Below are 21,729 nucleotides of genomic sequence, written 5' to 3'. Positions count from 1 at the left end.
ACTGAAGGGGTTATTATGGGACGGGCCTGAGAAATCTGTCCCATGTAACTCCTTCTTAGTTTAGAGTTTATTTAGTTATTATTTAGTTATTATTTAGTTACTATTCATTTTCTTCTTAATACAATCTGTCTTCCCTGTTTTTGATAGGTTAGATTACCAGCAAAGCAAAGACCGGTAAGCAAGGTTTCTAATGACTCCTTGCGATGTACACCCGAATAGGGTTCATCTCCGAAATCCCCTTTTATTAAAAAATCCACATCATACCACGTCGATAACCTATCCAAGACCTTAGACAAGGGCTCTCTTTCGAATAACAAAGTCCCATCTATCCAGCCAAAAGTAACGAGTGCGTCAACTGGCATTTTCTCTTTTCGCACATCCGACCATGTCACCATCTGATTGGGTTCTAGGTAAAACTGATCCTTGTCTCTTTCACTGCTCACCTTGACCTTTCCTGATTTGACGGCCACTTCGAGACGTGATCCTCCTCCTAGTGCCTTTACATTAAATGATGTGCCTAAAACCTGAGTCTGAACCCCTTTGGCATGAACCACAAACGGACGTTTAGGCATTCGTTCTACTTCGAAAAATGCCTCACCAGTCAGATATACTTCTCTCTTTTTCGTTGACATAAAATCTGTAGCATATTTGAGAGAAGACTCGACACTTAGTTTCACTCTACTGCCATCGGGAAGTCCTACGGTTCTTAGCTGACCTCTTTCCGTTTTTATTGTCTTCCAATTTTCCGCTATTGAGCCGGTAGATACATTCGAGGGCTGCAGAGAATAGTACACTGCTATTGAACCAACCATCAATAATGCTACAACCGCTGCTGCCAGATACACCACTGAACTGGACCTAGAATCTATATTTGGCAAGTTGTTCGTCGCATAATCCCGATCTATTTGCGACGCAATGGCTTTTTTCATGCGCGCTTTACTGATATGCTCTGGAAACTCCACTAGAGGATGGTTATCCTCTATAGAACACATAGAAGACACGATTTCTTCATCATCTATTTGTGTATCTAGCAATGCCTCCCTCAACTCCTGCAACTCTCTTCGGTCTGCTCGGTTATTAAAGTAATTCGAAAATGCTTTTTTCATTCGTATACAAATGTGTGTTTCGCACAGGTCTCATATAATAAAGACACGAAACAGAATCAAAACCCAACCTTCTAGATGAAAATTATTTTGATGCGTTGACAGCCTGACGAATTTGGTTGACAGCCTTTTGCCAATGTTTTTCTACCATGGTCGTGGAAATAGCCATTTTAGATGCTATTTGATTATTAGTGAGACCTGATTTCACTTTGAGTTCATAGACCATTTTTCTCTTTGGGGGGAGTTGCGCTATCGTATTATTTGCCCTACCCAATGCCTCCATATAGACATATTGATGTTCGACAGATTGGGTAGCGATGGGTTCATTCGCCTCATCAAGTAAGGGGAGTGTGGAATACCGAGCCTTGTCTCTGAGGAGGTTCAACAAATGATGCTTACACAACTTGAACAGATAACTCTTTGCAGCTTGATGAGATTCGATGCGATTCACATTTTTCCAAAACTTGAGCATAATATCATGCACGGCTTCTTCTGCTTCGGTCCATGATTTTAAATATCCATAACAATACCGAAGCAACGTCTCTACGTACTGATCATAAAAATCCTCAAAACGGACCCAAGAAAACTCTTTTTTTCGCTTTCTGAAAATCATATCATGCTAGTACCTATACAGAGGTTTAACCAAGTAATTGTTGAATAAATAAAAATACCTAATGCATCAATCACCTCATATCACATATGATCTGATTTGTATACTTAATGGATTGATAATCAGATTCAAGACCATAACTGTGATCAAACAAAAATGGTGCGGAATTTTAAAAAACCACACCACTTTTATTTGTCATATATCTTTGGTCTATCAATCATTCTATTTTCACCAACCAATCCTGATCTGGATAACCTGACGGAGGTGTACCCAGCACTACCTTAGCTCCGCCTTTAACCTTACGAACACTCCCTTTTAAGTCCGATTTTCCCGTGATTGGATCAAACCAATACACTGATAATTTTCCCTTGGCCTGACTCAAATCCAACACTACCTCATCTCTAGTATCTGTCAGGTAACAAACGTACAACTCATTCTCTTTGGCTAGACAATAGCCATTAGTGACCAACTCCAGTGGCTGCATATCCTGCAGCGGGAGTTGACCAAAATAACTAATAGCATGCTCAGTCATCTCCCAGAGCCTGTCCCTTACTTTCCAATCTTCGCTGCTCAAGTCACTGTGCTTTTGTTTGTAACCGAAGTAATGTTCTATACCTGCTCCACCTCCGATGAGGTTAGGATAGATGACTTCCTTACGTACCGTGTCTTGCTGTTCTGGTCTATCATCAGACCATGCACCTATCTTTGCTGGGCCGATTTCATCGATCCATATCACCCAAGGTTGCCCTGCATCAGCTGATTTTTGTCTCCACTCTGTAGTGACCTTATAGGCATCATGCGGATGATGAATTTGAAAAGAAACCCCATCGAGTGACCTATTGCCCAACAATGGTGTCATCGTACGCTCATGATCTTTGAGGTTTGGTAAAGTATGAATCACTAACAAGTTACCATAAGGTTCGACCGAGCGGAAATAATTGATCATCTCCTCGCGCATTTGTTCAGTTTGTCCTACAGGACTCCAGTTCGTGATACCATTTTCCTCCCCCATATTCCAAACAAGTCCTAAATGATGACCAAATCGGGCAATTAACTCGCGGTAATATAGTTTTCTCTGAATCCCTACTTTTCCTATATCAAGCAAGTTTTCGTTTTCGGTCTCTTGGGTAATCACGTGCTGTGCTAGACCGATCTGATCCATGTGACTAAATACCAACTCCCACTGCGCGAGCTTACTCACATCAAACCGGTAGCGTTCATGCTCCTCCGTCCATGGCCATACGTTTTTACCATCCCCCATGACATTCATGGTCAAGAAATACACCGCATTTATTCCTTTGGAATACAAATAGTTAAGAGACCCTATCAGGTTTTTCCCTTTGCCCTTTTGCCATGTCACGTCACCTTCACGGTAATCATCGGCATGATTATCATAACGGTGCTTCTTGGGTGTGCCATCAAATTCATAATAAGCCAACAAATCCTCAGGGCTATTGGCTCCTCCCTTGACGAATACTTCTCTTGTTCCTTCAAAAACGGGATAATGTCCTTGACCTTTCGTCAACCTTCCCTTGGCACGAAAATCACGACCCCTTTTATCTGAAGTAGCCACTACAAAACTCCCTGAATCACCATCAAAAGAGATAGGTTGTCCTGCATCTACTCTATCATCAATAGCAATATTTTTCCCTTGGCGAAACGAAACTTTATACTCCCAATTCCCTGGCAGATTGGGGACAAATTTTACGTGCCATTGATTACCCGATCGGGCACTCGTCTCGGCAGCTTGACCATCTGCCGCAAAATACCCCGGCACAGTGATTTTTGTATCTCCATGGCTAAAAGTAGCCTGTAAGCGATAGCTCAAAAAGGGATTGAGTGTATCATACTCACTGGTAGTGGGGCCCTCAAAGGTCAAGGTCAGCGTATGCCACTGTTTCAACTCTCCTACAATCTCTCCTCCATACACTTGTCCGACCATCAAGCCAAACAATAAAAAAAGTAATATATCCTTCATTCGTCTTTTCATGCTTATTTCAACTTAGCTTGTTTCTTGTACTTCTTAGGAAAATCTTCAACAGGTCGAATTTGCATACGGCGATAATAAGCCTCTGCTGCCTCCGACTGTATTTGTATTTTACCCGAACTGACTGGAAAAGTCTCTCCATTCAGATCATATCGAGCATTTTTCACCACATTCACTACATGACCATTGACGATATGAAGACTGGTCGTGCCTACACAAATAATCTCCAGTGTATTCCATTCTCCATTAGGCTTTTCATACAAGCCATTTTTGGAAGCCTGACCACTTTCATATCCTTTCTCCCACTTTAGAGGAGTCAAGTCACCTTTAGGGTTGTAAACAAAATATGAGTTGCCGTTTTCTTTCTCTAATCGGTCGGCAGATACATCGCCATATACATCTGTCAAAGCAATAAAATCTCCCATATCACTCTCTTGGACCTGACACTCCAAACTGCTCATCCATACATTCCAAAAAGCGCCATGAGGCCCCTTGCAGTGATAGAGTATACCGTTGTCTCTTTTTTGATCCAATCGTGGCTCCCATTTCTTCTCCCCCCACTTAAAATCCGTTTTGAAGTGGTAATTTCCATATTCCTGCTTACTGGTCAATCCTCCATATATCTCTCCGCTGATAGCCAATACAGGCTCTTCATTTTCTATCTGGATACTAAACACATTTTTGGGATCATTGTGCAAGCCTAGCGGAGTTCCCTTCCGAACATCATTACTCTTTGGCGCATCCCCTAACCCTGACACAGAGCTATGTGGGACTCCCAAATATTTATCCCACTGGGATAATTCCTGATCTAACAGGTCGGTCCACCCTTCATCCAACGCTAGATCATAGCGCCCTCCTGCCCAATTGATGGCTTGTGAAAGATGAGTTCTAAAACCTGAATCATCATAAGTCCCTTTGCGATGACCCAAACCTGTATAAAAGACTCTACCTCCTTCGAAGTAATGATACCAAGCTAGCGGATGATTCTCTCCCATATTACCGCCATTATAGCTTTCTTCATCCAAATTCAAGATAACATTAGCATGCGCCACCACTGGTTCTTTATAGTTGTACCACTCGTCGGTAAAACTGAGGCTGTCTCCCCACTGCTCTACCGCTGGATGGCTATGACTAACAGTACTACGAGCCTCCTGTACTTTTGGGTGGTTCTTGAATCGGGCACCTATCATTTGTCTAAACCAAGGCCACTGCATCTCCGTGTCTACGGCCGAATGTACACCGACAAAGCCTCCCCCTTGGCTTATATACCACACCAGAGCCTCCTGCTCTTGCTCTCCGAGTACATCTCCTGTGGTATTGAGAAAGAGTAATACATCTACCCCTTTCAGGTTGTCAACAGAGATATCTAATGAGTCCTCTGAAAGTGTCAAATTCCAATTTTGCTCATCGGCCCATTCGCCTAACGCGCTTTGACCTTTTTCGATGGATGGATGTCGCCAACCATTCGTTTTACTAAAAATCAATACTTTGAGCTCATCTTCGTTTTGCGCGAACAGGCTCGTTCCGAAAATTTGTAGAATAGCAATCACGGCATAAACCCGCCAATAATTTTTCTTCATCATTTAGTCTTTTGTTTCATGTCCTGATTGGCTGCTAATATCCGTTCTCTTTGCTCTCTATTCAAGCCATGTCTGTAATAAAATTCTGGTTTGTAGTAATTGTTATGCTGTTTCATGGCAGGGTCATTTACATCTAAACTCAGATCACAATCAAAACGCAATAGGACAGCATGGTTTTGCGCCCAAGTAGTTGCGTTAGTGATGTGTGACACCCCCCAGGTGATGCCTCGTCCATTTTGCGTATTGGTAAATGCATCTGGCACATAGGGGCCAGCAGCTGTGGGCATGAGTGACGTGATAGCTGCAATCTGGAAATTGACTCCATCAGGAGCATACTGTATGGTAAAATGTTCGTTACCATCCTTGATTACAAGTGCTGCAACTCCTTGTTCGAATGGAAACAAAGTCGTCTCATGACCTGAGGTTATCACAGGGTTTAGTGGATATTTTTCGAAAGGTCCCAAAGGGTCATCTGCTATCGCCAGCCCTTGCATTCGTACCAATCGAGGATCTCCATCTGCGTCAGACTTGTAGTATATCCATATCTTCCCATCACGAACGATAGGATACGGATCATGTATCGAATATTGGTCCCACTCTCCTTCTGCCCCGTTAGCAATGACGACTTCATTGTGTGGTGTCCATGGGCCATCGGGTGAGTCAGCATAGGATACAGCTACTGGACAATCATCCCCTCGCTTGCCACTGGCTTCCATGAAGCCCTGATAGTAGAGGTAATATTTCCCCTTCCATTTCAATATATCAGTGGTAGTGACCGACCGCCAACCTACCCGTGGTTTCGGAGGACGCGGCACAGCTACTCCTTGCTCCTCCCAAGTAAAACCATCCGTACTGGTCGCATACCATATCTCTGCCAAGTCCCAATCTGTAGACGGGATGGTATCGTTGCTCTTTTCAGCACCCTTTGGTGAAGTAGATGTATGACGATATGTATACCAGACGTAGTACTTACCGTTTTCATAGATTACTTTCGAAGGGTCTCGACGTGAGATAGTCCCGTCACCACCATGGTAATCAAATCCCTTTAGTTCCGTGTATTTAAATTGAGAATACAATTCATTATCCTCTGGCCTTGGAGCCATATAATTGTCATAGTTTCGCTCCATCGCAGCACTCAGTATTCGCTTTGGTTTTTCTTTTGGAAGCCAAAAAGGAAAACCCTTTTGTGTGGACACTGCCTCCTCTTTAGTTGGCGCTACATTATCCTGACAACCCCACGTAATCATCGAAAAAATCATCAACAAGATGATTGAAAAATCCCTATTCATGTTCTATCTTTTTTATTTCTATCTCTTACTATTCTCTTCGATCCAATATGATCTTGGTTGATTTCAACAAAATATCGGGTTGTACATCATTAACCATGACTGTACAACCCGATTGCAACCAACACAATCAATAAAACTAGATTTACTATTACTATTCTTTAATAATTCTTACCTGAAACACCTGATCCATCCCAGCTACTTGCAAGACATATACTCCATCTTGCAACCCTGACAGATTCACTTCTCCAGCAGACAATGCACCTGTTGCTAGGACTTTTCCCGACAAATCGAAAACAGAATATGGACTATTCATGTTTAATCCCTTGACAGTGAGACTACCTGTCGTTGGGTTTGGGTACACTTCCATTCCTAAATCTAAATCGTCTACCGTCAAGGTGACTTCTTCTACCTCTACGCCTGACCTTGCTATATCGATACTGCTATTAAATACCTGCAATACAATAGAGCTAACATGTCCTCCCTCATCTGGAAAGACTAACTCGACGGTATTATTCTCCTTTAGCAACTCATGCGGGACAGGTATCTCCAACACACCAAAAAAAATGTCTCTAGTAGACTGATCATAGCCTCTCCAATCAACAGGTACAGGTACTACCTGATTATTGACCTTCAATGCAGGTCTCAAGCTCATCCCATGATCACGACCTATACCTACTCTTAGGACTGCTTCCCCATGTTCACCTACATCAACTCCAGGTATAGAAAAAGCTAAACTTTGCTGAGGTCTGATAGGGACGAGATAATTGGTGGCATAATATTTTTTTTCGTTGAGACTTTCACTCAGTGATATTTCATTTTTAAACTCATACTTCATGATCACTGTTGCCTGTTGCCCCAGGTCGAAAGCATCAATGGCAGCATCATACACCAGCGTGTCCAATTGTGGAATGTCTCCTATCTCATACAGATGCTGTGCTGTAATTTTAACTAATGGATTGTCTGATGTACCCTTGATTTTCAAATTCACTGTTTTTGCTTCTTCATTCAAATTACTGAGGATCACATAAGCCGTTTTTCCATCTACATAAGCATCAGCGATCATATCCATGTCATTGGACCAGCTATCTACCCGCTTTCCGTTAAGTTCTGCCCACATTTGGTAGTACATAAGTAGATCCGTATACACCCATCCGTCATGCGCTTTTTCTCCTTCCACTTCACCAATTTCACGCAGTAGTCTAGGGCCATAAGTATTGTACTCTGCATCTACAGGCTTGGCCCAGCTGGCCTTGAGTAACATAAATGGTATGGAGATGATCAACTGGTCGGGACGCTCCATGAGCTGAACCATCATGGTGTTGAACGAACGAAGATTGTACCAGTCTTCTTTGGGGTCATAGCCTCCATCACACGTTTTGCATAGCCAACCGTATTCGGAAACCGAAAAGGGCTTGACCTCACCCAATCTAAGGTAACTATAGTGACTTATCATATCCATGATCGCTTCTATATTGCTACCAGAGCGGTGCAGCTCCTGAGACATATCACCTGTGGTTTGGATAAAATCGTAGAGATGAAAAGAGAAAAAATCCATATCTGCTCCCGCTTCGTCTATGAATGTCTTCCAAGTTCCATTCCAGTGACCAAAATTATTGGATTCAAAAGCGGGATGAGCTGCTGAGTAGCCTCCAACCCAAAGGTTAGGATTGAGGGCTTTGATACGCTTAGCCACTACACTGTGGTATTTACTCATTTCTAGGTTGGTAGTTCCCAACTGCCCCGTCTTTACAAACGGTTCGTTGATCACTTCTACAAGTCCTGGTTTTGGACGACCCGTGGTACCACCTTCACCAAAATACTCCTTGAAATACTGCCCGTAAAATTCAGCTGTAGCATCAAACCCTTCATAGATCAATCCATCCTTGGTAGCCTGCCCATGAGGAAACATATGCTCTTGTCCCCCCACTACCATGTTTGCATAACGATTCTCAAACTGATGAACAAAAGTCTGCGACGAATAGTTACTCTTCTCATTCTGTCCTCTTATCTTCATATAGTCCACATCTGGCCAGCCCGCCTTGTTGGGATCTTCTTTGGTATTGTTCCATTCCCAGACAATACCTCCATTGTTTCGACCAAAATACACGTCATAATCCTCTAACAAGGATCGCTTTTGTTCATCACTTTCCCATTCATTGCCAGTCAGGTCATCGTGAATCGTGATAAACTTGGCACGATCAAAATCCGACACACCATTGACAACATGTTGGATGTGAAGGTTCACATCTACAGTATCTTGACCTTGTACTATATTATACCCCAACATCAGGATAAATAGAAATAGGTAAAATTTCAGTTTCATAATCAATTCTTAACCTTTCTTTTTTTAATCACACGAGCAAAAGTATGTTCTAGGATAAACATAGATACAAATAGACAGCAAATAACAAGGTAGAGATCACGCATATTAGGAGTAAACAATTCCCCCCCTCTATTAGGAACAGAAAGCCAACCTTACCTACTGCATTCTGTTAATTTAATCAGTCAACGTTAGCTTTTCTGTAAAGGAACCCGTCTCTAGATTCAAAGTAATCTCCTGCTCTCCAAGTGCTCTCACGAAAAGCATAGCACGTCCCTCATGGGTGGTAATCATCGGCAAATAATGGTTTGCTACATTTTTCTCCCAACCATTGTCTACAGCGACCAGCTCCGCACCAGCCAGCGCTATTTTAATCTGACTCTCCTCGTGACGCACCGGATTCCCTTCAGCATCATGTAGCTGTAGCGCCACAGGTATGATATCATCACCTTCGGCTGCACCGTATGCCACAGTAGCCATCACAGTACTAGCCTTTCCAGCTGATATTAGTTGATCTTCGGTCACTAACTGTCCTTCATTGTAGCCCTTTACCGTCAGTTGACCAGACTCATAGGGCAGTTTCCACTTGACGATGTTATCCTCTGCAAAATCACTTCGCAATTTTCTTCCAAGACTCTTTTCGTTGATTAGCAATTCGACTTCTTCACAGTTGCTATAAGCCTGCACGACGATTAATTCGCCTTCTTCATAGTTCCAGTAGGGATGTATATTCTGATACCATTCCCATCGACGAAGCTGGCTCCATACTGGCGGTGCAGTCATCTGCATATCGAATCGCCAGCCTAACTCAGGGTCATATGAAAATTCTGACTCTTCAGCCCGAGTTGTGACGGCATACACTTTGGGTTTTTCGACCCATAGACATTCGAAAAAGTGGCCTCTTGGCGTTTTAAATCCTGCATAATCAAAGAAGGAAATCTCCAGTCCTTTTCTTGGCCAAGGACCCGCTTCACCCATGTAGGCGAAACCTGTCCAGGCAAACATCCCAGCCACAAATGGCCTGCTCGCGACATTTTCCCATTCGGAATAAGCCCCCCAATTTTCCGACCCTATAATCTTCATCTCAGGGTAAGTTTCGTGCGCCGCATCATAGCACTCCGCCCGATAGTTAAACCCCAGTACGTCTACAGCATCTGCATACCCACTCGCTGCAGCGATAGACGGACGCACACTTCCACAGGTAACATACCGTGTGGTGTCCATCTCCTTGACCCACTCAGAAAGCATCCCTGCGATCAGAGCGAGAGAATCTACTCCTCCCGTCACCTCATCAAATGTTGCTTTTACTTTTTCAGGATCAAACTCTGGGGTTTGCCCATAGCCTGCATGATTAGGATTGATGACAGAAAAAGCTTTGGAATAATCTGGAAAAGTCCACTCAATCTCATTGCCTATACTCCACATAATAACTGATGGATGATTGAAATCTCTACGGATCAAATCTTTCAAATCGCGCTCGGCCCATTCCATAAAAACATCACTATATCCTTGGGCAATGTCTCCCTTCGCTTGGTTGTCACCTAGGTAAACTAGGCTCTTCCCTTTGGGCTGGTGCCACTCGTCGAAGAATTCATCCATCACCAGCATGCCCAACTCATCGCAGACCTCCATAAGTAGCGGAGAATGTGGGTTATGTGACATACGAATGGCGTTGACGCCTATTGACTTGAGTTGTGCTACCCGGTATTCCCAGATGGACTTAGGTACAGCAGCGCCAAAAGCACCTGCGTCATGGTGAATATTCACTCCTTTTATTTTAACGCTTTCCTCATTGAGAAAAAAACCTTGATCCGCATCAAAACGAATACTTCGAATCCCAAAGTTCTGGGTTTGCTGATCTACTTCTTGTCCTTGATGTTTGACATGTGCCACAGCCTGATAGAGCGCTGGCGTCTCTAGCCCCCAGCGCTGTGGGTTGACTACTTTCAAAACGGCACTATAGCCTACGCCACTGCTTTCGGTCATGTTTGTTGTCCCTATTAGAGCACCATCAGGACCGAGTATATCCAATACAACTTCTGTTTCGGGGCTTGCTCCTACTATTTGCGCATTGACGCGCACCTCTGCCTCGCTCTCTGACACCTGTGGAGTCGTGATCTGTAGTCCCCATTGTGCCACATGCACAGGATGAGTACGTACTAGACTGACATCCCGATAGATACCTGACCCTGTATACCAGCGCGTATCGGCATACGCCGAGTGATCCACTTTGACTTGCAAGGTATTGGGCACATCATATCGTAAGTATGGCGTCAATTCATGTGCAAAAGAGCTGTAGCCATTGGGTCGTTTCCCGAGATACTCACCATTGATCCATACTTCTGCATTGCAGTATACGCCATCGAATACAACTGTCGTTTGACGACCATCCTCTGGCACTTTGAAGGATTTGCGATACCAGCCTATGCCACCAGGCACAAAACCCGTACTCGCCGCAGTATTTTCTGGTTGATAAGACTGTCGAATACTCCAATCATGCGGCAATACCACCTCTGCCCATGATACATCCGAAGCACTAGGATCGTCCACCTCTCCGAGATGAAACTGCCAGTCCTCATTGAACAACCGCTGTTCTCGCTGTATGGTAGTATCTTGACACCCCACCAAACTCGAAAAAACAATTAGTAGAGCAAAGAAGTCTCTTATCCTCAATTTCATATCAATCCACATGTGCTGCTACGTCCCCTCCAATATTATTTTCAACATATCCTTCGAGCTTGATTTTAAACGCGTAGGCATAATTCCCTGGCCATTGCTTTGGTGCTGTGATGACCAGTCCTTTGTGGTTTCGTTTCCAGCTCAACTTCTCATCACTACCCAGTAGTGACACTTCTAGGATTTGTGAATTAAGCACACCAATATCCGTACTCAGCGTTTTCATCACGATATCATTTTCTGTTTTGTCCATCACGATGGCATAAAACTCCTTGTCTGATTTTTTGGTATAGCGTATGTCTCGATCGGTATAGATGATCTCCAGTTTTTCGACTTTGTGTCCGCCTTCTGGCAAGCGAGTAGGTCCCTCCCCGAAAACCAGCCACGGCCGTGTACCGTAGATCGCTTCACCATTGATCTCCAACCACTCTCCCATCTCGACGAGTAAATTCTCCATCACTTGAGGAATAGTCCCATCAGGATTTGGGGGAACATTGAGAAGCATCAATCCATTTTTTGACACAATATCGACTAGGATATCGACTAAGTCGTTGGGTGTCTTAAACTTAGCATTGGGTCTGTAAAACCATGCTCCTGGGGATGTATCTGTAAGCCAAGCCGGGTTCTTAGGCTGGTTGGGTCTACCACGCTCATAGTCTTTGATGGCCATGTCCTCACTAAAAGTACTCTCTTTGTAAGCCACACCTACTTCTTTGCCCCACTTCTCTGCTTGGTTGTAGTAGTATGACAAAAACTCATAGCGAGTCTCTTCGCTCATGTTTTCCAACCACCAATCAAACCATAGCAAGTCTGGCTGATAAGTATCGATATACTCTTTGAGCACCGCCCACCAGTTTTTGTAGAAGTCTGCATCTGGGGTATCCGACTCCAGCGAGTGAGGGTTGGTATAGAGATCGTAATCTTCTGGAGCTACTCCACCATAGGCATGTGCTGGCGCAAAATACTTCCATGTAAAAGCATGATGAAAAGACGCCATAAATTTCATCCCCCGTGCTTCTATCTCTTTCTTGAGGTCTGCTGAGGGGTCAATCCCTCCATAGTTCATAGCGTTCCATCGGGTAGCCTTGCTGTCCCACATCGCGAAGTTGTCGTGATGCATGGCTACTGGTCCTGCGAATTTAGCTCCTGACTTCTGAAACAAATCTGCCCATACCTCAGCATCAAACCCCGACGGATCGAACTGCTCGATGAGGTATTTATAACCATACTCAGCTGGGTCACCATATTTCTCTTTGTGATGCACATGGTTGTTGGTAGGCTGACCGCTTTTTGTCGGTACTTTTTGCCCATCCTCATACATCTGTTTGCCATGCCATCCCCCGTACCACTTGTCGGGATCGATCCCTTCGAAAGCCGAAGATACAGGGCCCCAGTGGGCGTAAATCCCAAATTTGGCATCCAAAAACCACTCAGGTATCTGATAAGTAGACAGTGACTCGGTGGTCGGTTTGTATTTTTTCTTTTGAGCGTGAACTATGCCCACTGTACAAGCGAGTAGGGCGATGATTAAAAAATGCTTTTTCATATGTGACTATCTATTCCTATGGGATTGGTTTCTAACTTAATAGAGGCAACAATGCTAAACATGACAGTCAAAAGAGAGGGTAGGTAAATACTAGAGCAAAACAGGGGGAGAAATGCACCACCCATTCATGTGGTGCATTTACAGCCCCTATCGCTCCTCTAGGGGCACAGCATCTCCCACTTGCTGCTGCCAGACTTGCAATTCTTTGAACAGTTCGGTTTCGGTACGCTTAAACTTCCTTTTGTCAATGAGGTTTTGGGTTTCCCAAGGATCCTTTTCCAAATCATAAAGCTCACGATCCCCAGATTTGGGATAGACGATTAGCTTCTTATTGTCAGAGATAATGCCGCGCTGACTATCGAACATCGCCAAGTAGACCGATTCTCTGGCACCATTTCCATCTTCGATTTGTGGCAGCAGACTTTCAAAAACCACATGATCTGGCTTAGACACATCCAAAAAATCCAGTAGTGTAGGATAGATATCCTGCAGGTATACACGGTTCGAAATGCTTTTGTTCTTAGGTAGACCGGGTGCCTTGATGATCAAAGGAGCAGTGACACTGGGTTCGTAGAGACATACCTTTCCCGCCACACCATTCTCGCCGAAGCTAATCCCGTGATCACTCATGAAGACAATGATGGTGTTCTCATACTCCCCACTGGCCTTGAGTGCATCTAAGATGTCGCCAATGCGATCGTCCATGTGCGTGACCATCGCACTGTTTTGCTGTACACGGTTGCGCATGGTTTTCTTGCTCAGAGGAGCGTTGGTATAGTTGTACTCGATGTTGGGATTGAGGGGACCCTCGACCACACTAGGAGGCAAACCAATCTCATCGGTGGGATACATATCGTAGTATTTTTGCTCCGTTTGGCGAGGCACATGCGGTGCATTAAAAGCCACATACAGAAAATATGGTGCGTCATCCTGATAATTCTCAATAAACGAAACCGCTTCTCGGCCTGTCACATCTGTGATATGTCCCTCGGGACTGTTGTAGGTTTTGAGCTGTCCAGGCTGAATACTCCCCAGACTGTCAAACAACTGAGCAACGGGCTTGCCCCAGGCGTGCCACTTGCCAGTCATATAGGTGGAATAGCCCGCTTCTTTGAGTAGCTCAGGCATCGCTTTCGGGGCATTATCTTTGGTGATTTTTTGGGAGTCCCAGAGATATTTACCGTAGAAAAGCATCGTCCTGCTAGGAACACATACAGCAGGTGACCAACAGCCCATGTTGTAAGCTGAAGTAAACGACACGCCTGCATCCGCGATTCGGTCTATATTCGGCGTTTTCATCTCGGGATGTCCGAAAGCCCCCACGGCTTGATTGCTCTGATCATCCGATTCGATAAACAGAATATTGGGTTGGGCAAAGGACGAAACGACTGACGTAAAAGCAATCAAGAAAACAACAAGGCTTTTTTGCATGAGTATGAAGGGATTTGATACCTAACAAATGTATCTCTATCCAATTGATCTCATGGGAGGTAAAAAACACCTATCACAGGGGGAAACAATTTACCCCTCACTAGTGCTGCCAAATATCCTTTCGGTATTGTCCGGGAGAACTTCCACTGATTTTTTTGAACAAACGCGAAAAGTAGGACATATTCGGAAGTCCCACGCGATGTGAAATTTCGATCAAAGAATAACTCGTGGTGGTAAGCAGCAATTGCGCACGATGAATGCGCTGCTGCTGGATATACTGTACAGGGCGCATACCATATATCTCGGTGTACACCTTGGAGTAGTAATCGACATTGAGATGTGCCTGATCTGCCAACGACTCGACCGTCAGTGTCTCTGTGAGATGCTGATCAATATACCGTGCCGTCTGGGCAACTAGTTCGTAGGTCTGATTCCCCTTGGTTGGCTCATGGTTTTCTTCCCTTACGAACCTAGAGAATAAAGTGAGTAAAATCCCTCTGGACTCCAGAATGGCAGAAGCTGTCAGTTTTTCGTTTTTCTGCAGAAAACTCATCAAGACTGGTTGGTTATCATACACGCTCGGATCATCATCGAGGTACGAACGGTTAGGGTTAAGCTCCAGATACCTCTTCATCAATTGCAGGTCTTGATCAGTTGCTTTCACTTCATAGTCAAATTTCTTGATTTGGTAAATGGACTGCCCCTCACCTACTTCCTCCAAAAAACTAATGTAGTATTGACTCATCGTATCTGCACAGCTGTAGCGACTGTAACTAAAGCTGGGAATAAGGTACATATAACCTGGCTTCAGCACCCACTCTCTGTCATGGTGATAGACCCGTCCTTCTCCACTTTCGGTATAGTACAACCGACTAAATGGGCTTATCACCTTATCATAATTCCAACGTGTATCGAGTTTGACATGACCTGCATTGAGCAATGAAAAGCGAAGTGTCTGTAAGGTTTTGTACATAAATGAATAAATAAAACACAATTATACAGCTATAAAACAAACTAGTAAAAACAAAAAAATCTGAAATGTACATCTTTTACTCGGATTCATCCTAAAGTAGGTTAAAACTAAAATCTACTTTTGATTTTACAAAAACCATGAAAGACTAAGTAGATATGATAAACCGCTGGATTGCGCTTATTTCAATCACTGTATGCTTCTCTTGTAGCCCAGATCTACCCAAAGACATACAGGCAAAACTAGATCAACTGCCTGCGCAGCTGGATTTCAACACCCATGTCAAACCTATCCTTTCTGACAAGTGTTTTGCGTGCCATGGTCCTGACAAAGCCACACAAAAAGCCAGTCTCCGTCTAGACCTAGCAGAGGGAGCATATGCCGAACTACCAGAAACTCCAGGCAAATACGCAATAGTCCCAGGACAACTCAATCAATCAGAGGTATTTCACCGCATTGTCACCGATGATCCTCACTACGTCATGCCTACTCCCAAATCCAATCTCTCACTGAATTCACGGGAAAAAGCTATATTGATCAAATGGATCGATCAAGGAGCCGAGTACAAAGACCATTGGGCTTTCATCCCCCCTGTTCTCCCTTCTCTTTCTGATACAGAAAATGAACATCCGTCCCAAAACCCAATTGATAGGTTTGTCCAAGATCGCCTAAGTCTCGAAGGACTACAACCTCTACCAGAAGCGGACAAAGAAACACTCCTACGTAGACTATTTCTAGATCTAACAGGTCTCCCTCCAAGTGTAGAGGATACGGATAGATTTTTGGCAGACAACAGCAGTGATGCCTACGAAAAACAGGTAGATCGTCTATTGGACTCTCCCCACTATGGAGAAAAAATGGCTACCGATTGGATGGATCTAGCACGATATGCAGATACGCACGGGTATACGGTCGATCGATACCGTGACATGAGCCCATGGCGCGATTGGGTGATTGAGGCATTTAACAGCAACATGTCCTATGATCAATTCCTTACATGGCAGCTGGCCGGTGACCTGCTCCCTAATCCAAGCAGAGAACAAATCCTAGCGACTGGTTTCAACAGACTACATCCTCAAAACATGGAGGGTGGTATCGTCGATGAAGAGTTTAGAGTAGAGTACGTTTCAGATCGTACTTCTGTATTAGGTCAAGGCTTGATGGCAATGACCCTCGCCTGTGCTAGATGCCATGATCACAAATACGACCCCATCTCACAAAAGAACTTCTTTGAGTTATCCAGTTTTTTCAACAACATAAATGAAACAGGCCAGATCTCATGGGACCCTGAAGACATGCCTGTTCCTACACTCATGCTTACCACAGATGAACAAGAAGACATCCTTGCTTTCATAGATCAAAAACTAAGTACTCAAAAAGATCAACTCAATAAAATCAAGAAAGCAGAGGAAGACCACATAGCAAAATGGGTTCAATCTGGACAATTTCACACTCTCAAACCCACACCGGTCAGTTCCCTAGCAGCTCATTTCACACTGGATCATAACCTACATAACCAAGTAGGCAAAGAAACAGGTAAGATGGATAGGAAATTCAGCAAAGGTGAAAAAGCGAATTTCATCAAAGGCAAACAAGGACAGGGTCTACAACTGGATGGAGATGCATGGCTAGATCTCAAACCTATCGGTATATACAGTCGGAGCGACCGATTTAGTATCGGTATGTGGCTACAGCTCCCCACAGACCTCAAAGAAGGAGTCATCTTTCACAAAAACCTCGGCAGCCGCCTTCACGGCTTCAAAGGCTATCAACTCTACCTAAAAGATGATCAACTCCAACTGATGCTAGCCCGAACTTGGCCAGACAATGCCATCATTCGCACGACAAACAAGGACATCCCCAGAGACAAATGGTTTCATGTAATGATGACCTATGATGGCTCCAGCCAAGCCGATGGACTCAAATTATATATGGATGGGAAATTACAAAATACAGATATAGTCAAAGACAATCTCTACAAAGACATCCTATACAGTGACAGTAAAGCCGAAATCTCCAAGAACCCTGCCGAACCTGGGCTTAAAATAGGTGCAAGATGGCGAGGACAAGGTATCAAAAATGCTTTGGTCGACGATATAGTTATCTACAACGATGACATCACAGCATTAGAGGTTTTACAATTAGCAGACAAGGATAGTGCTAAAATACTCCTCGCAAAAAAAGCTCAAGAACTAACGGATACAGAATACCAGCTGCTCAGCGAATACTACCTACAGCATCACTCCAAAATCTATCAAGAACATCGAAAACAACTAAAATACTACTACACCTCACAAGCAGACAGTATGGAGCAAGTACAAGAGGTCATGGTGATGAAAGAGATGAATGAACCTAGACAAACCTACCTGCTCGAACGCGGACAATATGACGCCCACGGCGAAATGGTATATCCTAACACCCCAGAGAGTATCCTACCCATGGCTGATAGTTTGCCAAAAAACAGACTAGGACTAGCTCAGTGGCTCACTCACCCAGAACATCCCTTGACCGCACGAGTGGCAGTCAATCGCTATTGGCAAAACTACTTCGGTCAGGGTATCGTCCGAACAACCGAGGATTTTGGCAACCAAGGCAGTCAACCCAGCCATCCACAACTGCTCGACTGGTTAGCCGTCACATTTGTAGAAAGCGGATGGGATATCAAAGCATTGCAAAAAACCATCGTGATGTCAGCTACCTATCGTCAGCAGTCTATTGCCTCACCAGAGCTGTTAGAGCAGGATCCGACCAACATCCTCCTAGCCCGAGGGCCAAAGACTAGACTATCTAGTGAAATGATGAGAGACAATGCACTCAAAGCCTGTGGCATACTCAATGAAAAAATAGGAGGAGAAAGCGTATACCCCTATCAGCCAGAGGGCCTGTGGTCGATGAACAGTGCCACATACCCACAAGACACAGGCGACAAACTGTATCGAAGATCGCTCTACACCATATGGAAACGAACCGTCCCACACCCCACACTATCGACCTTTGATCAGCCAGATCGAAACGAATGTACTGTGCGAAGACAAAAGACCAATACGCCATTGCAAGCGCTGGTACTACTCAATGACCCGACCTATATAGAAGCGGCACGTATCATGGCTGTAAAAATAGCGGCTTTCGACGACCTGGAAACAGGACTCATCTGGGCCTATAGGAGCCTTACCGGCCGAGTGCCAAAAGCAGAAGAACTGGCCCTACTCACAACGCTAAGAAAAGAAGAATATCAAATCATGCAGTCCGACAAAGAAAAAACCAAAGGCTGGTTAGAAACAGGGGAATACAAAATCGATCCGACTTTGGATCCTGCACTGATAGCCGCCAATGCTGTGACTGCCAGTGTCATCATCAATTCAGACGCAACACTTACCAAAAGATAAAACTGCTATGTGCCATCATCATGACATCCTAAGATCCAACAGTGAGGATCTCAAGAAAATAGAAAAACAAATGGACAGAAGACAGTTTCTGACCAAAACCTCAATGGGGCTTGGCGCCATAGCACTAGGGTCACTCTTCGGTGCAGACCGACTACTGGCTGGCACAGGAGGCGACAACCCCATTAGCGGAATCAAAGGCATCCCTGGACTCCCACATCATCTACCCAAAGCCAAACGTGTCGTCTACCTGTTCCAAAGCGGAGGACCGTCACAGTTCGAAACTTTTGATTATAAGCCGAAACTCACCGATATGTTTGGGCAAGAGCTACCCGAATCTATACGAGGAGGACAACGGCTCACTGGCATGAGTGCTCAGCAAAGTTCACTTCCCATTGCTCCTTCCAAATACACCTTTGATCAATATGGCGAAAGTCGTGCATGGGTGAGTGAATTGATGCCACATACTGCCGAAGTAGTAGATGACCTTTGTTTCATCAAATCGATGTACACCGAACAAATCAATCATGACCCTGCCATTACTTTCTTTCAAACAGGACATCAACTACCCGGTAGGCCATCGATTGGTGCATGGGCGAGCTACGGTCTAGGCACTGACAACCAAGACCTACCCACCTTCATCACCCTAGTCTCCAAAAATGCAGGTGGACAACCGCTCTACTCTCGTCTATGGGGCAATGGCTTCCTACCGACCGAACATCAAGGCGTACAGTTTCGCTCAGGCAAAGACCCTGTCTTGTACCTCAATAATCCAGAAAACTATGAAGGAAAAGACCGTCAGCGCATGTTGCACTATCTCAAAGAGATGAATGAAGTACAACATAGCACCTACGGTGACCCTGAAATCAACGCACGCATTGCCCAATATGAAATGGCCTTCAAAATGCAAACCTCGGTACCTGAAGTCACCGATCTCTCTTCTGAATCTGACGAAACTTTCGATATGTACGGGCCAGATAGTCGAGATCCTGGCACCTATGCGGCCAACTGCCTATTAGCAAGAAGGCTGTTGGAGAAAGATGTGAAATTCGTACAGCTCTACCACAGAGGATGGGATCAACACACCCATCTACCAGGAGGCATCAAAAACCAATGTAAAAACACGGATCAAGCCACGGCAGCCTTGGTCAAAGACCTCAAACAACGCGGACTATTGGAAGACACCCTTGTCATCTGGGGCGGAGAATTTGGTCGAACTGTCTATTCTCAAGGTAAACTCACACAAGATAATTATGGCAGAGACCATCACCCGAGGTGCTTTACGATGTGGATGGCCGGCGCAGGAGTCAAACCAGGATTTACTCACGGAGAAACAGATGACTTTAGCTACAATATTACCAAAGACCCCGTTCATGTACACGATTTTCATGCGACACTACTCCATCTAATGGGTGTAGATCATGAAAAGCTCACTTACAAAGCGCAAGGACGTAGGTTCAGACTGACTGACGTCCATGGTCATGTAGTAAAAGATATTTTGAGTTGATCCGTACTAACACCAATCCTCCAAGGGTTTTGACCCCTTGGAGGATTTATAATAAATCATACATCGCCTCAAGGTCTTCAGAAATAGACCTTGCTAGAAAACAAATAAAAAAACAGCAGACCTGACAGGTTTCAAAAAAAACCTGTCAGGTCTTTATACCTCAAACCAATGAACGCAAGAAGAAATTTCATCAAAAAAGGTACACTAGCTGCAGGAGCTCTGGGTACAACCCAAGCTTTTGGAGCCAATATTATCGATTCTAAAAAGGTAGCCAAAGAACGAATACTGGGACACGGTGACTATCAATACCGTCTCATCGAAGACTGGGCACAAATGTGGAACTCTAACCTACCCATACTCAACTGCCATGAGATGGTCATGGACAGCAAGGGACGACTCATCATGCTGGGCGATCACAAGGCCAACAACGTGATCGTCTTTGACAAATCCGGCAAAGTGATTGATTCATGGGGGTGCTCTTTTCCAGGCGGACATGGACTCACACTATCCAAAGAAGGAGAAGAAGACTTCCTGTTCATCGCCGACAGTGGTTGGCAGATGAACAATGATGGTTCGTACAGGCATCACAATGGACGAGTAACCAAGACGACTGTTGACGGAAAAATCCTATTTGATATTGGCCATCCCGCTACCATCGGTGTATATGAGCCAGGTGAAACTTTTAGTCCTACAGAAACAGCTGTTGCACCCAATGGGGACATATATGTAGCAGACGGCTATGGCAAAGATATCATCCTACAATACGACCAAAACGGACGCTACATACGACACTGGGGAGGGCACAATAATACAGATGCTAATTACAACCTGAATAATGCCCATGGCGTGACACTAGATACCCGCGACCCTCAAAACCCCATGTTGATCATTTCCTCACGAGGGGACAACTCCTACAAATTCTTTTCGCTGGAGGGAAAATACATCAAAACCCTCCACCTACCCAACATGTGGGTCTGTCGTGCGGTGATAGACGAACAAAACCTCTATGCAGGCGTGTGCTGGAGCAAAGATCGTGAAGGCATTTTTGATTGGAAGCAACCTACAGGGTTTGTAACAGTACTAGAAGGAGATCAGGTAGTTTCATGTCCAGGAGCCGAAGCACCTGTCTACAAAAAAGGCATCCTACAGCCTACTTACCAACTGGCTGACCGTCCCATTTTCCACGGACATGACGTCTGTGTAGATGAAGACAAAAACCTATATATCTGCCAATGGAATGCCTTAAGAACGGCTCCTTTTAAGCTAGAACGTATTTGAAACCTGACCTTTAGATCAGGCAGATATTTCAACACTTATCTGGTTTTAG

General features: G+C 44.5%; 13 protein-coding genes. 3 read left to right on the top strand and 10 right to left on the bottom strand.

Annotated elements, in window-relative coordinates; genetic code table 11:
• Positions 1–104 precede the first annotated feature (104 nt).
• From BUB99_RS16420 to BUB99_RS16375, 10 genes are all read right to left on the bottom strand, one after another.
• Positions 105–1,106, bottom strand: a complete 1,002-nt coding sequence (locus BUB99_RS16420) for a FecR family protein (RefSeq protein ID WP_073124292.1) — start codon at positions 1,104–1,106, stop codon at positions 105–107.
• Positions 1,107–1,188: 82 nt separating this feature from the next.
• On the bottom strand, positions 1,189–1,716 hold the full coding sequence (locus BUB99_RS16415; RefSeq protein ID WP_073124290.1) for an RNA polymerase sigma factor: 528 nt from the start codon (positions 1,714–1,716) through the stop codon (positions 1,189–1,191).
• 214 nt (positions 1,717–1,930) lie between these two features.
• Complete coding sequence (locus BUB99_RS16410; protein WP_084190605.1) at positions 1,931–3,703, bottom strand: DUF5060 domain-containing protein; 1,773 nt, start codon at positions 3,701–3,703, stop codon at positions 1,931–1,933.
• Between the two features lie 2 nt (positions 3,704–3,705).
• Complete coding sequence (locus BUB99_RS20555) at positions 3,706–5,283, bottom strand: ThuA domain-containing protein (RefSeq protein ID WP_073124288.1); 1,578 nt, start codon at positions 5,281–5,283, stop codon at positions 3,706–3,708.
• The gene (locus BUB99_RS16400) at positions 5,280–6,569 is read right to left on the bottom strand and encodes a glycoside hydrolase family 117 protein (protein WP_139281059.1); all 1,290 of its coding nucleotides are present in this window, start codon (positions 6,567–6,569) and stop codon (positions 5,280–5,282) included. Before BUB99_RS16400 ends, BUB99_RS20555 begins: the two co-directional genes overlap by 4 nt.
• 151 nt (positions 6,570–6,720) lie before the next feature.
• Positions 6,721–8,892: a T9SS type A sorting domain-containing protein gene (locus BUB99_RS16395; RefSeq protein ID WP_073124287.1), complete on the bottom strand. Its 2,172-nt coding sequence runs from the start codon at positions 8,890–8,892 to the stop codon at positions 6,721–6,723.
• Positions 8,893–9,066: 174 nt separating this feature from the next.
• Complete coding sequence (locus tag BUB99_RS16390) at positions 9,067–11,568, bottom strand: glycoside hydrolase family 2 TIM barrel-domain containing protein (RefSeq protein ID WP_073124475.1); 2,502 nt, start codon at positions 11,566–11,568, stop codon at positions 9,067–9,069.
• Between the two features lies 1 nt (position 11,569).
• Positions 11,570–13,111, bottom strand: a complete 1,542-nt coding sequence (locus BUB99_RS16385) for an alpha-L-fucosidase (RefSeq protein WP_073124285.1) — start codon at positions 13,109–13,111, stop codon at positions 11,570–11,572.
• Positions 13,112–13,258: 147 nt separating this feature from the next.
• Complete coding sequence (locus BUB99_RS16380) at positions 13,259–14,542, bottom strand: sulfatase-like hydrolase/transferase (protein ID WP_073124283.1); 1,284 nt, start codon at positions 14,540–14,542, stop codon at positions 13,259–13,261.
• Positions 14,543–14,642: 100 nt separating this feature from the next.
• On the bottom strand, positions 14,643–15,515 hold the full coding sequence (locus BUB99_RS16375) for a helix-turn-helix transcriptional regulator (protein WP_073124281.1): 873 nt from the start codon (positions 15,513–15,515) through the stop codon (positions 14,643–14,645).
• A 155-nt stretch (positions 15,516–15,670) separates the two neighbouring features.
• On the opposite strand from BUB99_RS16375, the gene BUB99_RS16370 reads away from it, so the two are divergent.
• From BUB99_RS16370 to BUB99_RS16360, 3 genes are all read left to right on the top strand, one after another.
• Positions 15,671–18,898 carry a DUF1553 domain-containing protein gene (locus tag BUB99_RS16370; RefSeq protein ID WP_073124279.1) on the top strand — a complete coding sequence of 1,076 codons (3,228 nt, stop codon included), beginning with the start codon at positions 15,671–15,673 and terminating at the stop codon, positions 18,896–18,898.
• 7 nt (positions 18,899–18,905) lie between these two features.
• Positions 18,906–20,402, top strand: a complete 1,497-nt coding sequence (locus tag BUB99_RS16365) for a DUF1501 domain-containing protein (RefSeq protein ID WP_073124277.1) — start codon at positions 18,906–18,908, stop codon at positions 20,400–20,402.
• Between the two features lie 168 nt (positions 20,403–20,570).
• Positions 20,571–21,680, top strand: a complete 1,110-nt coding sequence (locus tag BUB99_RS16360; protein ID WP_073124275.1) for an NHL repeat-containing protein — start codon at positions 20,571–20,573, stop codon at positions 21,678–21,680.
• Positions 21,681–21,729 lie beyond the last annotated feature (49 nt).

It is taken from the genome of Reichenbachiella agariperforans, assembly GCF_900142205.1.
Lineage (GTDB): Bacteria > Bacteroidota > Bacteroidia > Cytophagales > Cyclobacteriaceae > Reichenbachiella > Reichenbachiella agariperforans.
The sequence above is the reverse complement of the archived record's forward strand: the minus strand, read 5'-3'. Positions and strand labels throughout refer to the sequence as shown.

Coding starts and splice junctions, on each gene's coding strand:
- BUB99_RS16395 (WP_073124287.1), bottom strand. CDS start 8,892: ATGAAACTGAAATTTTACCTATTTCTATTTATCCTGATGTTGGGGTAT.
- BUB99_RS16365 (WP_073124277.1), top strand. CDS start 18,906: ATGTGCCATCATCATGACATCCTAAGATCCAACAGTGAGGATCTCAAG.
- BUB99_RS16385 (WP_073124285.1), bottom strand. CDS start 13,111: ATGAAAAAGCATTTTTTAATCATCGCCCTACTCGCTTGTACAGTGGGC.
- BUB99_RS16415 (WP_073124290.1), bottom strand. CDS start 1,716: ATGATTTTCAGAAAGCGAAAAAAAGAGTTTTCTTGGGTCCGTTTTGAG.
- BUB99_RS16375 (WP_073124281.1), bottom strand. CDS start 15,515: ATGTACAAAACCTTACAGACACTTCGCTTTTCATTGCTCAATGCAGGT.
- BUB99_RS16360 (WP_073124275.1), top strand. CDS start 20,571: ATGAACGCAAGAAGAAATTTCATCAAAAAAGGTACACTAGCTGCAGGA.
- BUB99_RS16410 (WP_084190605.1), bottom strand. CDS start 3,703: ATGAAAAGACGAATGAAGGATATATTACTTTTTTTATTGTTTGGCTTG.
- BUB99_RS16400 (WP_139281059.1), bottom strand. CDS start 6,569: ATGAATAGGGATTTTTCAATCATCTTGTTGATGATTTTTTCGATGATT.
- BUB99_RS16370 (WP_073124279.1), top strand. CDS start 15,671: ATGATAAACCGCTGGATTGCGCTTATTTCAATCACTGTATGCTTCTCT.
- BUB99_RS16390 (WP_073124475.1), bottom strand. CDS start 11,568: ATGAAATTGAGGATAAGAGACTTCTTTGCTCTACTAATTGTTTTTTCG.
- BUB99_RS20555 (WP_073124288.1), bottom strand. CDS start 5,283: ATGATGAAGAAAAATTATTGGCGGGTTTATGCCGTGATTGCTATTCTA.
- BUB99_RS16420 (WP_073124292.1), bottom strand. CDS start 1,106: ATGAAAAAAGCATTTTCGAATTACTTTAATAACCGAGCAGACCGAAGA.
- BUB99_RS16380 (WP_073124283.1), bottom strand. CDS start 14,542: ATGCAAAAAAGCCTTGTTGTTTTCTTGATTGCTTTTACGTCAGTCGTT.